Below are 20,457 nucleotides of genomic sequence, written 5' to 3' on the forward strand. Positions count from 1 at the left end.
CACCTCGGGGTTTTCGGCTACCCTGTGCCGTCATCCGCGCCCAGAGTCCAGACCGAAGCCCGATGTTCCGCCGCCTCCGCCAGCTGCTGGCCGCGATGGCCGCGTCGTTGCTCCTCTGTGGCCAGGTCGCCGCCAGTGAACCTGGCGTGCTGGTGCTCGGCAGGATCAGCGACGACCCGGCAGCGCACTACGACCAGCTCAAGCCGCTGCTGGACTATGTCGTCCCTCGGATGCGCGACGTGGGCATCCGCGAGGGCCGCGTGCTGATGGCGCGCGACGCCAAACAGATGGAGAGCTACCTGCGTCGGGGTCGCGTCGACTGGGTCACCGAAACCTCGGCCGGCGCGATGGCGCTGGAAGCCCGCGCGCACGCGCGTCCGCTGCTGCTGACCGAGCGCAGCGGCGTGGAGGCCTACCACACTGTTTTCATCGCCCGTCGCGACAGCGGCATCAACAGCCTTTCCGACCTGCGCGGGCGCAGCATCGCGTTCCAGAACCCGAGTTCCACCAGTGCGTATTTCGTGCCGGCGATGGAGCTGATCGCGCTCGACCTGCCGATGGAGATCCTGCTGTCGCCCTTCGACCGCCCGGTCGCGGGTTCGGTGGGATACCTGTTCGCGCGCTCGGAATTCAACATTTCCACGTGGGTGCACAAGGGCCTGGTCGACGCCGGCGCCTTCAGCAACCTCGACTGGGAAAGCATGCTGCGCATGCCCGAGAGCTACCGCCGCGACCTGGTCGCCTTCCATGCCACCGATGAGTACCCGCGGGGGCTGGAGATGGTGCGCGGCGACCTCTCGCCGGCGGTCGTGGAGCGCCTGCGCGAAGTGCTGGCCGGGGCCGCCAACGATCCCGCCGCCAGCGAGGCGCTGCAGCGCTTCTTCGGCACGACGCGCTTCCTGCCGATCGACGGCGACACGCGCAGGTCGCTGGACGCGCTCAGCTCGGGCGTGGCGCGTGTCGCCTCGGTGCTCGAATGAAGCCCGGCAACGGCCTCTATGTCCGCTTCCTGGCCGCGCTGGTGGCGGCGGTGCTGGCGGTGCTGGCGGTGGTGGTGGTGGTGCTGCACCGGCAGGAGGTGATGCGCAACGAGGTGCTGGCGCTGGGGCAGGAGTCCATGCATGCGCTGGCCTTCGACCGCCTCGCCGAGCGTTCCGAGGCCGCGGGCGTCGAGCTCGCCACCAGCCTGGTCAATCCGCTCTATTACTTCGACCTTGAACAGATCGGCGTGCTGCTGCGGGCGATGCTCAAGCAGCCCGATGTCGCCTACGCGGTGGTCTACGACAACGACGGCGCCGTGATCCACGACGGATCGCGCGACATCCGCAGCTACGGCCAGGTGATGGACGACGCGATGGCGTTCGAGGTCGTGACCGCGCGCGCGCCGCATATCCAGGCCAGCGACGAGGTGCTCGACGTGGCCGTGCCGCTGTACATCGGCGACGCGCGCCTGGGCGGGCTGCGGGTCGGCTATTCGCTGGCTTCGGTCATGGCGGACGAGCAGCGCGCCGCCAACAGCATGGGCCAGCGCCTGGCGGTCATCGGCCAGCGCCACGCTGGCTGGATCGCGACCCTGATGGCCGGGCTGGTGCTGCTGGCGGTGGGCCTGGGCGTTCTGGTGCAGCGCAGCCTGGTGCGGCCCGTGCGCCAGCTGGCCGACGCCGCGCGCGAGATCGAGTCGGGCAATTTCGTGGCCGGGCTCCCGGCGAGCAAGCGCGCAGACGAAGTCGGCGACCTCATGCGCGCCTTCAGCCGCATGCGCGAGAGCATCGCCCGCCACGACCGCGAGATGCGGCGGATGGCCTATACCGACGCACTGACCGGTCTCGCCAACCGGCTCGCGTTCCGCGAATCACTCGACCGCAGGCTGATGGAGCTGCATGGCGCCAGCCGGCAGCTTGCGCTGCTGTTCGCCGACATCGACGATTTCAAGCGCGTCAACGACACCCTCGGCCACGACGCCGGCGACGAGGTGCTGGTGCAGTTCGCCAACCGCATCCGCGAAACCGTCGACCGCCTGGGGGGCGAGGGCTCGGTGCTGGCGCGCTTCGGCGGCGACGAGTTCGTGATCCTGGTCGAAGCCGTCGGCAGCGACTCGGCCGACATGCGCGAGCAGGCCAGCCACCTTGCCCAGACGCTGGTAGCCGAGCTCAGCAGGCCGATCGTGGTCGGCGGGCGGCAGGTGTTCCTGGGCACCTCGATCGGCGTCACCCTGTTCCCCGACGATGCCGCCGGCGCCACCATGCTGATGAAGAACGGCGACATCGCGATGTACCAGGCCAAGGTCGCGGGCAAGAACTGCCACCGTTTCTACAGCCGGGCGATGGACCAGGCCGTGGAGCGCAGGGTGAGCATGGAGCAGGACCTGCGCGGCGCCTGGGAGCGCGGCGAGCTCAGCCTGGCCTACCAGCCGGTCTACCGCCTTGAGGACCGCAGCCTGGTCGGCGCCGAAGCGCTGCTGCGCTGGCACCATCCCGAGCACGGCATGATCGCGCCGTCAGTGTTCATCGACGTCGCCGAGCAGAGCGGCCTGATCGAAACCATCGGGCCGCAGGTGCTGCGCGCGGCCTGCACGGACGCGGTGGCGTGGCGACGCGACTTCCCGGGTAGCAGCCTGTTCGTCTCGGTGAACGTCTCGCCGCGGCAGCTGCGCAACGGCGACCTGGCCGCGCTGGTGGACCACACCCTTGCCCAGACCGGCCTCCCCGCCGACGGCCTGCACATCGAACTGACCGAAACCGCGGTGATCGGCGACGAGCTGCGCGTGAGCAGCCTGCTCGCGCGCCTGCGCGACGCCGGGGTCAAGGTCTGGCTGGACGACTTCGGCACCGGCTTCTCTGGCCTGAGCCACCTGCGCCGGGTGCCGGTGGACGGGGTCAAGATCGATCGCAGCTTCGTCGCCGACGTGCTGCGAGACCCCGACGACCTGGCGCTGACCACGGCGATCATCGCCATGGCGCACTCGCTGGGCATCACCGTGGTTGCCGAGGGCGTGGAGAAGGAAGGGCAGTACGACGTGCTGCGCGAGCGCGGCTGCGACCTGGCCCAGGGCTACTGGCTCGGCTATCCCATGAACGTGCACGACTTCCGCGGCCTGCTGGGCTGACGGAAGCTGGCCTCAGGCGTCTGGCGTACCGCAGCGTTCGCCCAGCGCCTGCGCGAGCCGGGCGTTGGCGTCCTCGAGGGCACGCGCGAGCGCGGCATAGGCTTCGTCCTCCGTGCCGTTCCAGTTCATCGACGGAAGCTGGGAGCGCACGATGATGGACTCGCCGGCCATACGCGTGCGGTAGACGACCACGGGAACCTTGCTGCCCAGGTTGCGCGCGATGTAGAGGCGCAGCAGCTCGACGTCCACGGCGCGGGCCCGGGCCGCATCGCCTGCGGAAATGCCTGCGCGCGCAAGCGATGCGCGAACCAGCGGCAGCGGATCCTCGAGCGCGAAGCGCTGCCCGTGCAGGCCACCGGCTTCTGCACCGGCCTGGCGGGCGTCGACCAGCGATGCCAGGCGGTACGAGCAGCCGGGGTCGTGGCGCGCGGCCGGCACGAGGCGGCTGGCATCCACGGGGATGTCGCGGGTGGGGCCGACGCAGGCTGCCAGGGGCAGTAGGGCCAGCAGCGTGGCTCGACGCAGGGCGCGCACGTCAGTTCCCGCTGGCTTCAGTCGTATCGTTCCCGGTCGTGGGCACGCTGTCGCCGGGGCCGGCGTCGTCGTGTGCGGATTGGCCGTCGTGCGTGGCGGCAACGGCAGGCACGGTGTCGTCACCGGTTTCGCCCTGCACCACGGTGTCGACCGTGGCGTCGACGATCCTGGAGGCGTCAGGGCTACCGGGCGGGCTCTCGATCGGATCCGCCGACCCGGCATCGCCTACCGCGAGCCCGGCGCCAGGCCCATCCTCGGCCACCGCGCCCACCGCTGACACGTCCGCCTGCACCTCGGTGTCCACGGCCTCGGCCGGTTGCGAGCGCGCCGCGATCAAGGTGGCCTCCGTCGCCGATGGCACGTTGCCGATCGGCTCGAAGCCCGAGAGGCTCTGTGCAATGCCGTTGCCGCTGCGCACCCAGGCCCAGCCGTCGCCTTCGCGCAGGCCGCGGCCGTTGAACTCGAGGCCGCGCGCGCGGGCGGATTCACGCTTGACCTTGGCTTCCGCCTCGGCGCGGCCTTCGGCGGACAGATCGTAGACGAGCATGTCGACCACGTGGTCGATGCCGCGGTCGAGCATGGCCTCCAGTCTCGGGGCGCCCATTTCAAGCCAGCGGCCGGCATCGCCGTCGGCGTCCAGGCCGATGTCGTCGAGCGGGAAATGGAAGGCATAGCGCCGGAAGAACGGTGTCCGGACCTTGATCTTGCCGTTGGCCCTGGGCTCGCGGACAGCGAAGCTTGCCGTCAGGGCGACCGACATCAGTTCGAAATCGTTGCGCATCGCGTAGCGCGGCATCAGCACCAGGCGCTCCACGGGCTCGGAAAGCGTGCCCGTCGCATCCGCCGCCAGCCACGGCGTCGCGCGCAGTTCGAACACCGGCGACGGCGAAATCCCTTCGGACGGCAGCCGTTCGCGCAGCGCCGCTTCCATCCGCGCCTGGAAGGGATAGTCGACCAGGAGGTTGCGCAGCTCGGCCACGCGGCGCTCCGCGTTCTTGACCTGAGTGCTCTCGATCGCGGAGCCGATCAGGGCGCCGAGGAGCCCGAACTGCATGGCCGCGCCGGAACTGTCGGGCACGTCGACCGCCAGCTCCTGCTGCTCCTGCACCAGTTCGACCCCGAGTTCGCCGGCAAGCGGCAGGGGCAACGGCTGTTTCGCGGCCAGGGCCGGCATGGAAATGCACAGCAGGCCGATCCCGATGATCAGGCGAAGATTCATGGATGTGTCCCCCGGTGAAGCGTCCCCGCGGTCCGGCATCCTGCGCCGGGCCGCCCCGTCGCGAGTGTCACCGTGGCGGCTGTGCCTGTAAAGCCCGGACGAGGCTCAGAACAGGCGGTCCATCCATTCCGCGGCCAGTGCGGCCAGGGTGCCGCCGGTGATCCCGAAGACCGTGATCGCGGCCAGGCCTGCACCCCAGGCCACCAGCATCAGCGCACCGTCGCGCTCCACCAGGGCCAGTGCGTAGGCGAGCAGCAGCAGGCCGAACACGTAGTTGGTGAACGGGATCGGCAGCGCAAGCAGGATGCCGAGCAGCACCAGGAGCAGGCCGGTGACCATGGTCGCGGCGGGGTGGTAGATCATCCGCGGCAGGCGCGGCCGCACCACCCGTTCCAGGCGCTTCAGCCACGGCGCAATCCGGTGCTCGAAGCGCGCAAGGGTGCCGCGACGGGGTCCTCGGTCGGCGACCATGCGCGGCAGCCACGGGCGGCGCATGCACACCAGGAGTTGCAGGCCGATCACGCTTACCAGCGGGCCGCTGAGCGCGCCCGCCACGCCGGGGATCGGCAGGAAGGCGGGCAGGGTGGCGATGAACAGCAGCATGCCGAACAGGCTGCCGCCCAGCCCCTCCATCACCGAGCGCAGGGTGACGACGTCATCGGCGGGTCCCGCGGCCAGCGCGGCGAGCACGGCCCGCACGCTGGCCTGCGCGGGCGGGCCGTGGGTGTCTTCAGCCATCGCCCGGCGGGTTGCCGCCCACCCGCTGCAGCAGCAGCTTGTCGATGCGCGGACCGTCGAGGTCGACCACTTCGATGCGCCAGCCGGCCCATTCGAAGTGTTCGCCAACGCTCGGGATGCGGCCGAAGTGGGCGATGGTCATGCCTGCGGCCGTGTTGTAGTCGCGATCGTCGCCGTCAGGCAGGGGCTTGCCGTCGAGCAGCTCGCGCAGCGAGTCGGCATCGAGCACGCCGTCGACCAGCAGCGAGCCGTCGTCGCGCATGACCACCAGCGGGTGGGCGTCGGCGCCTTCGCCGCTTGAGGTGCGGCCGATGACCGCCTCGAGCACGTCGTTGACGCTGATCAGGCCAGTGACGCCGCCGTACTCGTCGACCACCAGGGCCAGCGACTGCTGCTCCTCGCGCACGATCTCCAGAAGCTTCAAAGCGGGCGTCGACTCGGATACGAACAGCGGTTCGCGCAGGTGCTCGAACAGGTCGAACTCGCCCGCCTGGAAGCGTTCGATCAGCGACTTGACCTCGAGGATGCCGACGACCTCGTCATCGTTGCCGCGGTACACCGGGTAGCGCGAGAACGGGGTTTCGCGCATGGTCGCCAGGTTTTCCTCGAAGCTCTCCGCCGCATCCAGCCATGCGATGCGTGTGCGCGGCGTCATCAGGCTCTCCGCGTCGCGGTCGCCCAGCGCGAGCACCCGGTTCATCATGTTGCGTTCGTCGGCGTCGATCACGCCCTGCTCGTGGCTCTCGCTGACCAGCAGGCGGATCTCTTCTTCGGTGACGTGCGCGGCCTGGGTGTCGTTGAGCCGCAGCAGGCGCAGCATGCCGCGCACCGAGGCGCTGAGCACCCACACCGCCGGCGTGGCGATCCTCGACAGCCAGTGCATCGGCAGCGCCACCACGCTCGCCAGCCGCTCGGGCGCGAGCAGCGCCAGGCGCTTGGGGAGCAGTTCGCCGAAGACGATGGTGAAGTACGTGATCAGCCCGACCGCCAGCGTCTTGCCGACGGCACCGGCATGGCCGCCGAGCACCGGCAGCTGCGCAGCCAGCCAGGCTTCGATGATGGCGCCCAGGGCGTCGCCGCCGAACATGCCGGCGAGGATGCCGATCAGCGTGATGCCCACCTGCACGGTGGAGAGGAAGCGCTCGGGATGCTCCGCCAGCTCGAGTGCCTTGGCGGCGCTGCGCTGGTCCACCGCCATCTGCTTCAGGCGGGGCTTGCGCGAGGTCACCACCGACATCTCGGAGAGCGCGAAGAAGGCGTTGCACGCGATCAGCGCGGCAATGATCAGGATCAGTTCGATCATGGCCGGGACCTCCCCGCCATGGCCGGGAGCAGGGGATCGGATTCGGGCTGGTCCCCGCGCTGGCGGGGGGGCGGTCTAGAGTCGTCGTCCATGGGATATGGCAGCGCGTCGGGCGCGGCAAGCGATCATATCAGGTCGTCTTTCCGTCCTGGACGATTGCGATGTCCCCCTACCGGGGCCGGGCCGGAGGTCCGCGGATGGCGACAACGGTCATTAAGCCGTCATAATTCCCCATCTTGGGCCGTCCACTCCACGACGGCGGGGCCTCCCGATGTTCTCGTTGCAAACCATGTTCGGTCAGGGCAAGCAGTTCTACACCCTGTTGGAAGATTCCGCCCAGGCCGCCCTGGATGCCGCCGTCGCACTCCACCAGATGCTGCGCGAAGCCGATCGCCAGCCGGCGCTGGACGCCTTCAAGCTCGCGCGCCTGCGCGAGCGCGAAGCCTCCAACAAGATCAGCCAGGCCCTGGTCGACAGCTTCATCACCCCGATCGAGCGCGAGGACATCGAGGCCCTGGGTTCGGCGCTGTACAAGATCCCCAAGCAGATCGAGAAGTTCGCCGACCGCTATTCGCTGGCAACGGCGCACCTGGAGCACATCGACTTCGCGCCGCGTGCGGCGATGCTGGAGCAGGCCGCCGGCGTGGTGCTGAAGATGGTCAAGCAGCTGCGCCAGCTGAAGCTCGAGCCCATGAAGGCGCTCAACGACGAGCTGCGCGCGGTGGAAAACGAAGCCGACCGGCTGATGCTCGAACTCTACCGCGACATCTATTCGGGCCGGCTCGACGCCCGCGAGATGTTCCTGCTCAAGGAATTCTTCGAGATCCTCGAGAAGGCCATCGACCGCTGCCGCGAGGCGGGCGTGGTGGCCTACGAAATCGTGCTCAAGAACAGCTGAGGCCAGGTCCATGCTCACCCTGGTGCTGGCGGTCATCCTGGTCGCGCTGACCTTCGAGTACATCAACGGGTTCCACGACACGGCGAACTCCATCGCCACCGTGGTCGCGACCAAGGTGCTGACGCCGATGCAGGCGGTGGGCCTCGCGGCAAGCATGAACCTGATCGGCGCGCTGGCCGGCACGGCGGTGGCGAAGACGATCGCGTCCGGCCTGATCGATGCTGGCGTGGTCGAGGTCGGTTCGCAGCTGCTGCTGTGCGCACTGATGGGCGGCATCACCTGGAACCTGATCACCTGGTGGTTCGGGCTGCCGTCGTCGTCCTCGCACGCGCTGATCGGCGGGTTGATCGGCGCCGCACTCGCCGCGACCTCCAACAACTGGGATTCGATCATCTGGTCCGAGCCGGCCGAGCCGGTCTACAACAGCGCCGGCGTGCTGTGGAAGGTGATCGTGCCGATGGTGTCGTCGCCCGTGCTGGGCTTCGTCGCCGGCTTCCTGATGATGGGCGTGCTGTTCTTCGTGATCTCGATGATGGCGCGCGCCGGCGGCTGGCTGGCGCGCATCGCGCGGCCGCGCTGGGTCAACGGCTTCTTCGGCAAGGCGCAGATCGTCAGCGCCGCCGGCATGGGCTTCGCCCACGGCATGAACGATGCGCAGAAGACGATGGGCATCATCGCCCTGGCACTGGTGAGCGCGCAGTCGGTGGGCACGCTGGACGCGCTGCCCGGCTGGCTGGCCTTCCTGCATCCTTCGGAAGGCGCGCTGGCCGACGGTGACATCGACCTGTGGATCAAGATCACCTGCGCGCTGGTGATGGCGGCGGGCACCGCCGCGGGCGGCTGGCGGATCATCAAGACCCTGGGCCACAAGCTGGTGAAGCTGCATCCGATCCACGGCTTTGCCGCGGAGACCAGCGCGGCTACGGTGATCCTCGCGGCGTCGTCGCTGGGCATCCCGGTGTCCACCACGCACAACATCTCGTCGGCGATCATGGGCGTGGGCACGGCCAAGCGGCTCAACGCCATCAAGTGGACGGTGGTCGAAAAGATGATCGGCGCCTGGATCCTGACGATCCCGATGTCGGGCGGGATCGCCTACGCCCTGTACCGGCTGCTGGGCTGGCTCGGCCTGCTCTGAAGCTCCTACAGCAGGTCGCCCTCGGCGTTGAGCATGCGTTCCAGGCGATCGCCCATGCCGCCGATCTCCAGCACCAGGCGGCCGAGTTCGGCCGGGTCCAGGCTGTCGTAGGGGCGGTTCTCGCACAGCTGCAGATACGGCACCTGGTCGAGTTCGCCGATGGCGAGGTAGCCCACGCGGCTGTCCCAGTTGTAGGCCAGCGCGCGGCGCGCATCGATGCCTGTGATCGGCGCCACCGCGGTGCTCACGCGGAGGTAGCAGCGGTGGTCGTCGTCCTGGAGTTCGGAGAGGAAGATCGACTGGTGGCGACGCCCGCCGTCGAGGCTGAGCTCGACGCCGATCACGAAGGCTTCGTTGACGATCGTCTTGAAGCCGTTGGTCGCGACGTGGCGGCGGACCTGTTCGAAGTTCTGCATGGCATACCCGCTGGAGTGGACGGGGTGGTTATCCTAGCGCAATGGCGCATACCGACCCGGCAGCCCGCATCCTCGACGCCGTGCGCGCGATTCCGCGCGGCGAAGTTGCGGGCTATGGGGAAGTCGCGCGCCGGGCGGGGCTGCCGGGACGCGCGCGCTGGGTGGCGCGGCTGCTGGCCGGCAGCGACGACCCGGGGCTGCCCTGGCACCGCGTGCTCCGCAGCGACGGGCGGATCGCGTTCCCGGCCGGCTCTGCAGCCTGCGAAGAACAGGCACGGCGGCTGCGCGCCGACGGCGTTGAGGTGGTCGACGGCCGCGTCCGCATGGTCGCGGTCGTGCGCTCGCTCGATGCCGAGGTCTGGGGACCTGGGTGACGGCGGCGTGCAGCCGATGGCGATGTAAACGCTATCATTGGCGCTGACCGCGCAAGGACCCGGAATGCTGACGAATCTGCCGCCCGCCACCAAGGCCCTGTTGATCGCCAACGTCGCCGTGTTCCTGCTGCAGTGGCTGCTGGGCGGGACCACGCTGGACCCGCTGATGCTGTGGCCGATCGGCGTGGACGCGTTCACGGTGATGGCCGGCGCGCAGCAGTTCGGGCCCTGGCAGCTGCTCACCTACGGCTTCCTGCATGGCGACCTGGCGCACCTGCTGTTCAACATGCTGGCACTGGTGATGTTCGGTTCGCAGCTGGAATACACCTGGGGCCAGAAGCGCTTCCTGACCTACTTCCTGGTGTGCGTGGTGGGAGCCGGCCTGTGCCAGCTGGCGATCGCGAGCTGGGCGGTGGCGCAGGGAAGCCTTCCGTACGCGACGCTGGGCGCCTCGGGCGGCGTGTTCGGCCTGCTGCTGGCCTACGGCATGCTGTTCCCGCACCAGCGGGTGATGCTGCTGATCCCGCCGATCCCGATGAAGGCGCGCACGCTGGCCATCGTGTTCGGCGCGATCACGCTGATCATGGGCCTGACCGGCACGCAGGCGGGCGTGGCCCATTTCGCGCATCTGGGCGGCATGCTGTTCGGCTGGCTGCTCATCCGCTACTGGCGTGGCCAGCCGCCGTTCCGCCGCGGCGGCCCGCGCGCGCGGCGCTTCTGAGTCGACCGCGCCCGGTCGGGCGCGGCCTTGTCGCCGGGGATGGCCCGTGGCGGGTCAGCGCCAGATGCCGATGCGCTCTTCGTCCTTGCGGACCATGGCATCGGCCGCCTTGCAGCCCCAGGTTTCGCTGAAGGCCGGCAGGTTGGACAGCGGGCCGTTGATACGCCACTGCCCCGGTGCCTGCAGCGCGGTGCCGGCACGCTGCTCGGCAACCGCCGGTGCCACCTGCTCGCGCCACAGCCCGGCCCAGGCGTTGAAGAACGACTCCTTCGCGGCCTTTTCGGCCCCGGGCAGGGCCTGGCCAAGGGCGTCCCAGGCGATCTCGACCGCGGCGAGGTCGGCCGCGTTCTCTTCACGCGTCAGGCTGCCGTTGACCTTGCGCCCGGTGATGCCGGGATAGTCGTAATTGCCGAACTGCACGGTCAGTGCGTTGAGGCGGTCGGTCCAGGCGGCGTCGGTGCCCGGCGTCCACCAGTCGCGGATCTCGCCCCGGGCATCGACGTGGCGGCCCTTGCCGTCGATTGCATGGCTGAGTTCGTGCGCCACCAGGGCGCCGAACGCGCCGTAGTGCGCGGCGCTGTCCTGTGACATGTCGAGTACCGGCGCCTGCAACACCGCGGCCGAGACCAGCAGGCGGTTGTGGGCGGGGTCGTAGGCGAGCGCCGGTTCCTGCGGCTGCACGGGCCAGCGTCGCTGGGCATTGCCGCGGCCGATGCGCTTCATTTCCTCGCGGTGGTGCCAGGTGGACGCGATGAGCATGTTGCCGCCGAAGCTGCCGCGACCCATCGGCTGCACCGTGTAATCGACGTTGCGCACTGGTGCACCGACCTCGATCTTCAGCGCCGCGAGCTTGGCGACGGCTTCGGCACGGGTGGCGTCGTCCAGCCAGGGGGCACGCTCGACCGCGCGGCGCAGGGCGTCGCGCACCTCGCCGGCCACGGCTTCGGCGCGGCTGCGGCTGGCCGCCGGCAGGTAGCGGGCGACGTATTCGCGCGCCACCATCTGCCCCGCGGCATGGTTGATGGCATGCAGGACCAGGCGCTCGCGCGAGGGCTGCTCGACCTCGCCCCGCAACACGCGGCCGCGGAAGTCGAAGGCGGCGTCGCGGAAGCTCTTCGAGAGATACGGCGCCATGGCATCGCCGACGTGGAAGCGCAGGTAGGTCTTCCACTGCGCGGGCTTCAGGCTGCCGACCATGCCGTCGAGGGCCGCGAACAGCTCGGGGTTCGAGATCGACACGCTGTCGTCGCTGACGCCCTGGGCCGCCAGGAACTCCGGCAGCTGCAGGCGCTTCCAGGTCTTGCCCAGGCCTTCGGTGGGCACCAGCGCATAGTTCTGGCGCGGGTCGCGCAGCGACGCCACGGGACGCGAAGCGCGCGCGATGCGGGTCTCCAGGTCGATGACCAGCTGTGACTCGGCCGCGAGATCAGCCTCGGCGGTGCCGGTCAGCGCCAGGATCTTCTGCACGTAGCCGTTGTACAGGCCGAGCAGGGCCCGGGCTTCCTCGTCCTCGCGGGTGTAGTAGGCGGGGTCGGGCAGGCCGGTGCCGCCCTGGGCGAAGTAACCGATATGGCGGTCGAGGTCGGCGAGGTCGAGGTCGGCGCTGAAGTTGAACAGCACCGGGATGCCGACCTGGTGCAGGGCGGCCACGGCCGGCGGGATGTCCTTCGCACGCTTGATGCCGTTGATCCGGTCGAGCAGGGGCGCGATCGGATTGGCGCCGTCGGCTTCGACGGCGGCCTCGTCCAGGCCGCTGGCCCAGAAGTCGCCGAGCAGGGTCTGCACGTTGCCCTGCGGCGCATTCATCGCCGTGGACAACAGTTCGCGCTGTTGTTCGAGCACGCGTGCCTGCAGATCGCCCAGGGCGGAGGTCGACCCGGCGGCTGGCACCGGAGTCGCCGCCAGCCAATCCTTGTTCGCGAAGGCGTGGAAATCGCCGCAGGCGGTGGGGCCGGGCGGTGCCTTCGCGGCGGCGCGGCGCTGGGCGCCGGCGTCGGGAGCGGCAACGACGAGGGCAAGGGTCAACGCAAGGGCGAGCGGGGTGGTCCTGGGCATTGTCGGGTCCAGCGAAAAGTCCGGCGGAGTCTATCAAGGGCGACCGCAGGGAACGGTCGCGACGATGAACGGGGCAGCGAACCGGGACGGCGGTCGCGCAACGAAAAAGGCCCGGCGCGAGCCGGGCCTTTTCGGGGTGCCAGGGCGGGAACTACCAGATCACGACCTGTGCATCGCCCTCGCGGACCATGGCGTCGTCCGGAGTGCACTTGAACGCGGCGGCGAAGGCCGGCAGGTTCGACGGTGCACCCATCGCGCGGAAGTTCGCCGGCGCGTGCGGGTCGGTGGCGATGCGCACCTTGAGCTCCTCGTCGGTGAAGTTCCGGCGCCACACGGTGGCCCAGTTGGCGAAGAAGCGCTGGTCGCGGCTCAGGCCTTCGACCATCGGGTCCTCGCTGCCCTCGGTGGCCTTCTTCATCGCGTCGTAGGCCGTGGCCAGGCCGCCGAGGTCGGCGATGTTCTCGCCCAGCGTCAGCTTGCCGTTGACGTGCAGGCCCGGCGCCGCCTCGTAGCCATTGAACTGGGCGATGAGCTTGTCGGTGCGGCCGAGGAAGCCCTTGGCATCGGCCTCGGTCCACCAGTTCTGGAACTTGCCGGTGGCGTCGAAGCGGCTGCCCTGGTCGTCGTAGCCATGCGTCATTTCGTGGCCGATCACCGCGCCGATGCCGCCGTAGTTGAGCGGATCGTCGGCGTTGGCGTCGAAGAACGGCGGCTGCAGGATGGCGGCCGGGAACACGATCTCGTTGGCCAGCGGGTTGTAGTAGGCGTTGACCATCTGCGGCGGCATGCCCCACTCGGTCTTGTCGACCGGCTTGCCGATCTTGGACAGGCCCCACTTGTAGTTGAATTCGTTGGCGGCCAGCACGTTGGCCAGGTAGCTGTCGCGGGCGGTCTCGAGGCCCGACCAGTCGCGCCACTTGTCCGGGTAGCCGATCTTGGGCGTGAAGCTGGCCCACTTCTCCATCGCCTTGGCCTTGGTCTCGTCGGACATCCAGTCGAGGTTCTGGATGCGCTCCTTCAGCGCCTCGCTGAGGTTGGCAACGAGGGTTTCCATGCGCTCCTTGGACTCCTCGGAGAACGCCACCTTGACGTACATCTGGCCCAGCGCCTCGCCGGTCTGCTGGCCGATGGTCTCGAGCACGCGCTTGCCGCGCTCCTTCATTTCCTTCTGGCCGCGCATTTCGCGCGAATAGAAATTGAAGTGTTCCTCGGCGAAGGCGTCGGCAAGGTACGGCGCGGCGCCATCGACCGTGTGGAAGCGCAGGTAGGACTGCCAGGTCGCCGGCGCAACGTCGGCGAGCATGGTGCTGACCTCGGCGTGGAAGGCCGGGATCGCCAACGAGAACTTCGCCGGTACTTCAAGGCCCTGGGATTCGAAGAACGCGGTCCACGGGAAGTTCGGGGCCAGCGCGTCGGCGTCAGCCGGGCTGACCGGGTTGTAGAACAGGCTGACGTCGCGCGACATCTCCTCGCTGGACTTCGACACATTCGCCAGGCGGGTCTCGAACGCGACCACGTCGGCGGCCTGCGTCGCGGCGTCCGCCGCGGGGACGCCCGAGAGCTCCAGCACCTTCGCCACGTGCAGCTGGTAGGCCGCGAGCTTGTCCTTCTTGTCGGCGTCGAAGTAGTAGGTCTTGTCAGGCAGGCCCAGTCCGCCCGGGAAGGCGTAGGCGATGTTCATGGACGACTCCATGAAGTCGGCCTCGGGGCCGAAGCCGAACACGGTGAACTGGCCCTTGGCGGCGCTGGCACGCAGGTAGTCGGCGATCTTTTCCGGTGCTTCGAGCGCGGCGATCGCGGCCAGCTCGGACTCCAGCGGCGCGATGCCCTGGGCGTTGATGGCCTCGGCGTCGAGGCCGGTCGCCCAGATGTCGCCGACGATCTTGTCGACGCCGGTGGCGCCCTCGATCGCCGCGGCCTGGTCGGCCAGCTGGCGCTGGATGGCCTGCGAGCGCTCGGCGAGCATCTCGAAGGCACCCCAGGAAGTCTGGTCGCCGGGCACCGGGTTGGCGGCCAGCCACGTGCCATTGACGTAGGCGCCGAAGTCGGTGCAGGCGTTGCCGTTGGCGTCGAAGTCGCTGGCCTTGAAGCTGTTGACGCCGGGCAGCGAGGTCTCGTCAAGGGTGAAGGCGGGCGCGGCGGCGGGCGCGGCGGCATCGGCCACGGGCGTCGCGGCATCGCGCTGGCAGCCTGCGACTGCGACGGTGACGGCCAGCGAAAGCAGCAGGAACTTGGGTGCGGACTTGGAAGGATGGCTCACGGCGAACTCCGCCCGGAAGGGCATGGTCGATGGGAAGGGGCCAGCCGCGTTGACGGCCGAAGTGTGGAATCTACGCCTGGCCGCGGCAGGCCGGGGGTGCAGAAGGTCATGCAGCGGGCTTCCCGGAGGCGGGGTCGGTGTCGGCCGGCGCGGCGGCACCGTCGGGTCCGAGCGCGCGTGACTGGCGCCGGGGCGTGGTCAGCGGAGTCGGCTTCGGACCGGTGTTGGTGCGCATCATCCTCGCGCCTGCACCGATGCCCGCCGAGCGCTCCAGCTCGAAGCGTTCGGCCTCGAGCTTGCGCACTTCGGCGGTGATCCGGGCGGCTTCCTCGGGGTCGACGTCGAGCTGGCGCAGCGCGGCCTCGCCGAACATCAGGGCTGCGCCGAAGGTCTCGCGGATGGCGACATCGACCCCGGCGGCCACCAGCTTGAGCTTGTGCGCACGGTCGTAGGCGCGCACCAGCAGCCGCGCCTGCGGGAAGGCGGACCTGGCGAGTTCGACGATGCGGTCGGCCGCGGCGCGGTCGTCGACGCAGACGGCGATCGCGCGCGCGCTGCCGGCACCCGAGGCATGCAGCACGTCCAGGCGGGTACCGTCGCCGTAGTAGACCTTGAAGCCGAAGCCCGCGGCGCTGCGGATCATGTCGACGTCGCTGTCGATGATGGTGACGTCGACATCGCGCGCCAGCAGCGACTGGCTCATTACCTGCCCGAAGCGGCCGAAGCCGATGATCAGCACGCTGCCCGACTGGCCCGACGCCGCCTCCACGCTGTCATCGAGCGCGGCCTCCCGGCGGCGCGTGGCGCGTCGGACCGCCAGCATGGCCAGCGGCGTCAGTGCCATCGACAGCACCACGACCGCAGTCATCACGTTGTTGACCGCGCCGGGGATGACGCCTGCCGACTGGGCCGCGGAGTACAGCACGAAGGCGAACTCGCCGCCCTGGGCCATCAGCACCGCCCGGTCGAGGGCGTCGACGTGGCTGGCGCGCAGCAGGCGTGCGATCAGATAGATGCACGCCGCCTTGGCGAACATCATCAGCGGCACGGCGAGCAACACGAAGCGCCAGTCGGCCGCGACCACGGCCAGGTCGAGCGACATGCCCACGGCAAGGAAGAACAGGCCGAGCAGCAGCCCGCGGAAGGGCTCGATGTCGGCCTCGATCTGGTGCCGGAAGGTGGACTCCGACAGCAGCACGCCGGCAATGAACGCGCCCATCGCCATCGACAGACCGGCCATCTCCATCATCAGCGCCGCGCCCAGCACCACCAGCAGGGCGGCCGCGGCCATCACCTCGCGCGCGCGCGCGGCGGCCAGCAGCCGGAACAGCGGGTTGAGCAGGAACAGGCCCGCGGCGACCAGCGCCGCCAGGGTCGCCGCAGCGGTGCCGATCGCCAGCAGGCGTGAGCCGCCATCACCGGTTTCGTGCGCCGGCGACATGAACGCCACCAGCGCCAGCAGCGGCACGATCAGCAGGTCTTCGAACAAGAGGATCGACACCATCCTCTGGCCGCGCGGGGTCGCGATGTCGCCACGCTCGGCCAGCATCTGCATCACGATCGCGGTGGAGGTGAGCACGAAGCCGAAGGCGGCGATGAAGGCCACCGGCGGCGGCATGCCCAGCAGCAGCGCGATGCCGGTGAGGACCAGGCCACAGGCGCCGATCTGCAGGGGCCCGAGGCCGAAGATCTGCCGACGCAGCGCCCACAGGTGCGAGGGCCGCATCTCCATGCCGACCAGGAACAGGAACAGCACCACGCCCAGTTCGGCGACGTGGAGGATCGCCTGCGGCTGCGAAAACAGGGCAAGGCCGAAGGGGCCGATGGCCACGCCGCCGGCGAGGTAGCCCAGCACCGAACCCAGGCCCAGGCGCCTGAACAGCGGCACAGCGACCACCGCCGCGGCCAGCAGGACGACGACATGGGTGAGCTGCGAGGTATCGGCGATGCCCATTTATCCGTATGATGCACCGGTTGGCGCACGGCAGTCCGTTATCCGGTCATTGCCCAGCCGCGGCCCCGCAAGGCGCCCCGGCCCTTTAACTCCCGCACGTCTCTCGTCGCGCAGACACGGCCCCGGAACGTCCGGCCGCCGTTAAAAAACCATTGCCCGCCGCGCGGATCACGGAAAGCGCCGGGCAAGCTGCGAACCAGGAGTTCCATCCATGTCCGATATCCGGACCTTCGAGGCCCTCGGGCTCTCGTCCGCGCTGCTGCGCACGCTTGAAACGAGCGGCTACACCGTACCCACCCCGATCCAGGAGCAGGCGATCCCGCTGATCCTGGCTGGCCATGACGTGCTGGGCGCCGCCCAGACCGGCACCGGCAAGACCGCCGCCTTCGGCCTGCCGATGCTGCAGCGGCTGGCCAAGGAAACGCCGCCCAAGGGCCCGCGCAAGCCGCGTGCACTCATCCTCGTGCCGACCCGCGAACTCGCGGTGCAGGTCGCCGAGAGCATCAAGGACTACAGCCGCCACCTGCGCCTGAACGTCACGACCGTCTTCGGTGGTGCCGGAATGCAGCCGCAGATCGAGAATCTCCGCCGCGGCGTCGACGTGCTCGTCGCCTGCCCGGGCCGCCTGCTCGACCATATGGACAGCGGCCACGCCAAGCTCGACGCCGTCGAGGTGCTGGTGCTCGACGAGGCCGACCGCATGCTCGACATGGGCTTCATGCCGTCCATCAAGCGGATCCTCTCCCGCGTGCCCAAGGAGCGCCAGACGCTGCTGTTCTCGGCCACCTTCGAGGACCGCATCAAGGCGCTGGCGATCGAGCACATGCGCAAGCCGCGCCTGGTCGAAGTGGCCGCGCAGAACACCATTGCCGAGACCATCGTGCATCGCGCGCATCCCGTGGACGCGGCGCGCAAGCGCGACCTGCTGGTGGACCTGCTGTCCGCGCGCCACAAGGACCAGGTGCTGATCTTCGGCAAGACCAAGCACGGCTGCAATCGGCTGGCCGAGCAGCTCGAGACGTCCGGCCTGCCGGCGGTGGCGATCCACGGCAACAAGAGCCAGGCGCAGCGGCAGAAGGCGCTGGATGCGTTCAAGGCCGGGCGTGCCCGGATCCTGGTCGCGACCGACGTCGCCGCGCGCGGTCTCGACATCCCGAACCTGCCGCTGGTGATCAACCACGACCTGCCGATGGTGGCCGAGGACTACATCCACCGCATCGGTCGCACCGGTCGCGCCGGCGCGACCGGCGAGGCGCTGTCGCTGGTGTCGCCGGAAGAGGGCGGGCTGCTCAACCAGATCCAGAAGATGCTCAAGGCGGCGATCGTGATGGACGTGGTGCCGGGCTATGAGCCCAGTCGCCAGATCCGGCTGGATACGCCGATCCCGCCGCAGGGCGGTCGCGGCCAGCGTCCGGCCGGCCAGCGGCCCGGCGGCCAGCGCCCGGGCGGGCAGCGTGCCGGTGGCCAGCGCTCCGGTGCGGACGGCGCCGGCGAGCAGCGTCCGTCGCGTTCGGCCGGCAAGCCCGGCCACCGCCAGGGCGGGCACGGCAAGGCGCAGCCGGCGGCAGCGCATGCCCATGCCGGGCCGAAGGCCCCGGGTTCGCGTGGACGCGGCGGTCGTGGCCGCGGCGGCAGCAGGAGCGGTGCGAGCGCCTGAGGGCGCTCAGTTTCCGCCGTTGATGTCGCGGACCAGGCGGAAGCCGAGGTCGTCGAAGCCGCGGCTTGATTCGCGCGGCTCCGGTGCGGCGGTGTCGTCGCGCCAGCTCGCGCCGCTCGACACCCGCTGCTCGCAGCTGCCGCTGCAGTCGATGTTCCATTCCGCCAGGCGGCGTTCGCCGCCGGTGCCGGGCAGGCGTGCCCATTCGGATGCGGTGGCCAGGCGGTAGGCCAGGCCATCGCGCGCGCCCAGCCACTTCGCGTACGCGCTGGCGTCCTCCCATGACACGCACACCACCGGCTCGCCTTCGCGCTGTTCGAAGCCCGGCGAGCGCCAGGTACGCGGGGCGATGACCCGCAGCAGCGATGCACGCTCGCGGCATCGCGCGGGCTCGCGCCCGGTGGCTTCGGCGAAGGCCGCGTATTCGTCGCGGCTGACCAGGCGACGCATGGCTCCCAGGCGGATGCCGCCCTGCTGCACCAGCACCATGTCCACCCCCGGGCCGCCCAGGCGCTCGCCGGCAATGGGGATCGTGCGTGCGCGCTGCTCCAATCCTGAAAGCGCGGCGCCATCCAGGCCCATGCGCCGCGCGGCTTCGACGGCTGCAAGTGCCGCTGCGCGATCGAACTCCGTCGCTGCGTGCTCCACGCGGCTGCTGACCGCCTTGGCCATGCGCTTCCTGAGCGCATCCAGTGCGTCGCCGTCCGCGCGCGACGTGCGCGAGGCGAGCTGGTTGGCCTGCATGACGCCGGTGCGCGCCGCGTCGACCCGTCCGGAAGCGAAATCGCGTTCCGCCTTCTCGCCCAGGGCGGCGATCAGCGCATCGATGGCCGGTCCCAGGCGCAGGTGGTTGCGGTCGGCCTGCCAGGCGTCCAGCAAGCTGGTGTACGCGTTGTCACCCGCCGGGGTGGTCAGCCTGCCGGCGCGCAGCTGGCGCTCGGCGGCCACCAGCGAGCGTTCGGCATCCGATGCGGGCGCCGCGCGCAGCAGGGCGTCGTCCGGGTTGCCGAGGGCCGTCGCCGGGCGCGTGGCCAGGGTCGGGGTGGCGGGGGTCGTGGAGCCGTCGGCGGCGGAGGCGCGGTAGAACCCGGGGGCGTCGTCGCGGCGGTCGAGATACAGGCCGCCGGCGATGGAACCCGCGGCCACCACGACCACCATCAGCCAGGCGGCCGCGGGCAGCGTGCGCAGCCGGTCGCCGAGGTCGCGGAGCAGGCCCCCGGCACCGGCCCGGCCGCCGGCGGGGATGCGCTCGAGCGCGGAGAGCATCTGCCCTGCGTCCGCGAAGCGGCGTCCGGCGGACTTGGCCAGCGCGCGGTCGATGAAGGGCTGCCAGTGGCGGAGCCTGCCCGGCAGGCGCGGAATCGGGTCCTGCACGTGCATGACCGCCATCGACAGGGCGTCAGCGGCGTTGTAGGGCAGGCTGCCGACCAGCATTTCCCAGGCCAGCACGCCGACGCTGTAGAGGTCGGCGCGCGCGTCGACGCCTTCACCGCGCGCCTGCTCGGGCGGCATGTATGCGGTGCTGCCGACGGCGAGTCCCGCCGTGGTTACGCGCGCGCCGTAGCCGCGGCGGAGCGCGATGCCGAAGTCGGCCAGCAGCGGCCGGCCGCTGTCGTCGAACAGCACGTTCTCGGCCTTCACGTCCCGGTGCACGATGCCGCGCGAGTGCGCGTACTGCAGGGCCGACAGCAGCCCGCGCAGGATCTCGCGGACCGCGGGCTCGTCGCCCTGGAGGTCGCGCTGGCCGAGGTGGCCGCGCGCCAGGTAGGGCATCGAGTAATACGGGAGGCCGTCGCGCGTGCGGCCGACGTCGTGGATGCCGACGATGTTGGGGTGGTCCAGGCGGGCGACCGTGCGCGCTTCGTTCTCGAAGCGGCGGCGGCTGACCTCGTCGCCCAGGGCCTCGGGGAGCATGACCTTGATTGCCACCTCGCGTCCGAGCGACAGCTGCTCGCCGAGGTAGATGGTGGACATGCCACCCGCGCCCACGGCGTGCGTGAGCCGGTAGCCGGGAATTTCCGGCAACGGATGGTCGGCATCGCGTGAGCTGTACTGCGTCATCCCGGGCCCCCCTCAGGCGCGGA

15 protein-coding genes and 2 pseudogenes are annotated in these 20,457 nt (G+C 70.0%); 8 read left to right on the top strand and 9 right to left on the bottom strand.

Going from position 1 to position 20,457, the window contains the following annotated elements:
* Window positions 1–62: 62 nt before the first annotated feature.
* The 3 genes and pseudogenes from ACW5F0_RS01915 to ACW5F0_RS01925 all read left to right on the top strand — a co-directional run.
* The gene (locus ACW5F0_RS01915) at window positions 63–980 is read left to right on the top strand and encodes a phosphate/phosphite/phosphonate ABC transporter substrate-binding protein (RefSeq protein ID WP_456964345.1); all 918 of its coding nucleotides are present in this window, start codon (window positions 63–65) and stop codon (window positions 978–980) included.
* A 596-nt stretch (window positions 981–1,576) separates the two neighbouring features.
* A pseudogene (locus ACW5F0_RS01920) lies at window positions 1,577–2,290 on the top strand (diguanylate cyclase domain-containing protein); the annotation flags it as partial.
* A 75-nt stretch (window positions 2,291–2,365) separates the two neighbouring features.
* Window positions 2,366–3,106: pseudogene (locus ACW5F0_RS01925) on the top strand (putative bifunctional diguanylate cyclase/phosphodiesterase); the annotation flags it as partial.
* 12 nt (window positions 3,107–3,118) lie between these two features.
* Here ACW5F0_RS01925 and ACW5F0_RS01930 read toward each other — a convergent pair.
* From ACW5F0_RS01930 to ACW5F0_RS01945, 4 genes are all read right to left on the bottom strand, one after another.
* Window positions 3,119–3,640 (bottom strand): hypothetical protein, encoded by a 522-nt coding sequence (locus ACW5F0_RS01930; protein WP_456964346.1) that lies wholly within the window; start codon window positions 3,638–3,640, stop codon window positions 3,119–3,121.
* Between the two features lies 1 nt (window position 3,641).
* The gene (locus tag ACW5F0_RS01935) at window positions 3,642–4,859 is read right to left on the bottom strand and encodes a hypothetical protein (RefSeq protein WP_456964347.1); all 1,218 of its coding nucleotides are present in this window, start codon (window positions 4,857–4,859) and stop codon (window positions 3,642–3,644) included.
* Window positions 4,860–4,964: 105 nt separating this feature from the next.
* Complete coding sequence (locus tag ACW5F0_RS01940; protein ID WP_456964348.1) at window positions 4,965–5,597, bottom strand: exopolysaccharide biosynthesis protein; 633 nt, start codon at window positions 5,595–5,597, stop codon at window positions 4,965–4,967.
* Window positions 5,590–6,900: a hemolysin family protein gene (locus tag ACW5F0_RS01945; RefSeq protein WP_456964349.1), complete on the bottom strand. Its 1,311-nt coding sequence runs from the start codon at window positions 6,898–6,900 to the stop codon at window positions 5,590–5,592. Before ACW5F0_RS01945 ends, ACW5F0_RS01940 begins: the two co-directional genes overlap by 8 nt.
* A gap of 271 nt (window positions 6,901–7,171) precedes the next feature.
* Here ACW5F0_RS01945 and ACW5F0_RS01950 point away from each other — a divergent pair, with 271 nt between their 5' ends.
* Together ACW5F0_RS01950 and ACW5F0_RS01955 are read left to right on the top strand one after the other, a co-directional pair.
* The gene (locus ACW5F0_RS01950) at window positions 7,172–7,798 is read left to right on the top strand and encodes a DUF47 domain-containing protein (RefSeq protein ID WP_456964350.1); all 627 of its coding nucleotides are present in this window, start codon (window positions 7,172–7,174) and stop codon (window positions 7,796–7,798) included.
* A 10-nt stretch (window positions 7,799–7,808) separates the two neighbouring features.
* Window positions 7,809–8,936 (top strand): anion permease, encoded by a 1,128-nt coding sequence (locus ACW5F0_RS01955; RefSeq protein ID WP_456964351.1) that lies wholly within the window; start codon window positions 7,809–7,811, stop codon window positions 8,934–8,936.
* Window positions 8,937–8,941: 5 nt separating this feature from the next.
* Here the strand turns inward: ACW5F0_RS01955 and ACW5F0_RS01960 are convergent, their stop codons facing one another.
* Entirely contained in the window at window positions 8,942–9,352 is a 411-nt protein-coding gene (locus tag ACW5F0_RS01960) for a hypothetical protein (RefSeq protein ID WP_456964352.1), read from the bottom strand.
* 41 nt (window positions 9,353–9,393) lie between these two features.
* Between ACW5F0_RS01960 and ACW5F0_RS01965 the strand changes: the two genes are divergently transcribed.
* Both ACW5F0_RS01965 and ACW5F0_RS01970 read left to right on the top strand, forming a co-directional pair.
* The gene (locus ACW5F0_RS01965) at window positions 9,394–9,726 is read left to right on the top strand and encodes an MGMT family protein (RefSeq protein WP_456964353.1); all 333 of its coding nucleotides are present in this window, start codon (window positions 9,394–9,396) and stop codon (window positions 9,724–9,726) included.
* Between the two features lie 64 nt (window positions 9,727–9,790).
* The gene (locus ACW5F0_RS01970) at window positions 9,791–10,447 is read left to right on the top strand and encodes a rhomboid family intramembrane serine protease (RefSeq protein WP_456964354.1); all 657 of its coding nucleotides are present in this window, start codon (window positions 9,791–9,793) and stop codon (window positions 10,445–10,447) included.
* Window positions 10,448–10,501: 54 nt separating this feature from the next.
* On the opposite strand, the gene ACW5F0_RS01975 is transcribed toward ACW5F0_RS01970, so the two are convergent.
* From ACW5F0_RS01975 to ACW5F0_RS01985, 3 genes are all read right to left on the bottom strand, one after another.
* Window positions 10,502–12,502, bottom strand: a complete 2,001-nt coding sequence (locus tag ACW5F0_RS01975) for a M13 family metallopeptidase (protein WP_456998922.1) — start codon at window positions 12,500–12,502, stop codon at window positions 10,502–10,504.
* A 151-nt stretch (window positions 12,503–12,653) separates the two neighbouring features.
* On the bottom strand, window positions 12,654–14,786 hold the full coding sequence (locus ACW5F0_RS01980) for a M13 family metallopeptidase (protein WP_456998923.1): 2,133 nt from the start codon (window positions 14,784–14,786) through the stop codon (window positions 12,654–12,656).
* Window positions 14,787–14,868: 82 nt separating this feature from the next.
* A complete protein-coding gene (locus ACW5F0_RS01985) occupies window positions 14,869–16,716 on the bottom strand; it encodes a monovalent cation:proton antiporter-2 (CPA2) family protein (RefSeq protein WP_456964357.1) in 1,848 nt (615 codons plus the stop codon).
* Between the two features lie 211 nt (window positions 16,717–16,927).
* Between ACW5F0_RS01985 and ACW5F0_RS01990 the strand changes: the two genes are divergently transcribed.
* A complete protein-coding gene (locus tag ACW5F0_RS01990; RefSeq protein ID WP_456964358.1) occupies window positions 16,928–18,373 on the top strand; it encodes a DEAD/DEAH box helicase in 1,446 nt (481 codons plus the stop codon).
* A 6-nt stretch (window positions 18,374–18,379) separates the two neighbouring features.
* Here the strand turns inward: ACW5F0_RS01990 and ACW5F0_RS01995 are convergent, their stop codons facing one another.
* Window positions 18,380–20,434: a bifunctional serine/threonine-protein kinase/formylglycine-generating enzyme family protein gene (locus ACW5F0_RS01995; RefSeq protein ID WP_456964359.1), complete on the bottom strand. Its 2,055-nt coding sequence runs from the start codon at window positions 20,432–20,434 to the stop codon at window positions 18,380–18,382.
* Between the last annotated feature and the right edge of the window lie 23 nt (window positions 20,435–20,457).

The organism is Luteimonas sp. A534 (assembly GCF_054072805.1).

Coding starts and splice junctions, on each gene's coding strand:
- ACW5F0_RS01960 (WP_456964352.1), bottom strand. CDS start 9,352: ATGCAGAACTTCGAACAGGTCCGCCGCCACGTCGCGACCAACGGCTTC.
- ACW5F0_RS01915 (WP_456964345.1), top strand. CDS start 63: ATGTTCCGCCGCCTCCGCCAGCTGCTGGCCGCGATGGCCGCGTCGTTG.
- ACW5F0_RS01985 (WP_456964357.1), bottom strand. CDS start 16,716: ATGGGCATCGCCGATACCTCGCAGCTCACCCATGTCGTCGTCCTGCTG.
- ACW5F0_RS01965 (WP_456964353.1), top strand. CDS start 9,394: ATGGCGCATACCGACCCGGCAGCCCGCATCCTCGACGCCGTGCGCGCG.
- ACW5F0_RS01945 (WP_456964349.1), bottom strand. CDS start 6,900: ATGATCGAACTGATCCTGATCATTGCCGCGCTGATCGCGTGCAACGCC.
- ACW5F0_RS01995 (WP_456964359.1), bottom strand. CDS start 20,434: ATGACGCAGTACAGCTCACGCGATGCCGACCATCCGTTGCCGGAAATT.
- ACW5F0_RS01955 (WP_456964351.1), top strand. CDS start 7,809: ATGCTCACCCTGGTGCTGGCGGTCATCCTGGTCGCGCTGACCTTCGAG.
- ACW5F0_RS01935 (WP_456964347.1), bottom strand. CDS start 4,859: ATGAATCTTCGCCTGATCATCGGGATCGGCCTGCTGTGCATTTCCATG.
- ACW5F0_RS01990 (WP_456964358.1), top strand. CDS start 16,928: ATGTCCGATATCCGGACCTTCGAGGCCCTCGGGCTCTCGTCCGCGCTG.
- ACW5F0_RS01970 (WP_456964354.1), top strand. CDS start 9,791: ATGCTGACGAATCTGCCGCCCGCCACCAAGGCCCTGTTGATCGCCAAC.
- ACW5F0_RS01975 (WP_456998922.1), bottom strand. CDS start 12,502: ATGCCCAGGACCACCCCGCTCGCCCTTGCGTTGACCCTTGCCCTCGTC.
- ACW5F0_RS01980 (WP_456998923.1), bottom strand. CDS start 14,786: ATGCCCTTCCGGGCGGAGTTCGCCGTGAGCCATCCTTCCAAGTCCGCA.
- ACW5F0_RS01940 (WP_456964348.1), bottom strand. CDS start 5,597: ATGGCTGAAGACACCCACGGCCCGCCCGCGCAGGCCAGCGTGCGGGCC.
- ACW5F0_RS01950 (WP_456964350.1), top strand. CDS start 7,172: ATGTTCTCGTTGCAAACCATGTTCGGTCAGGGCAAGCAGTTCTACACC.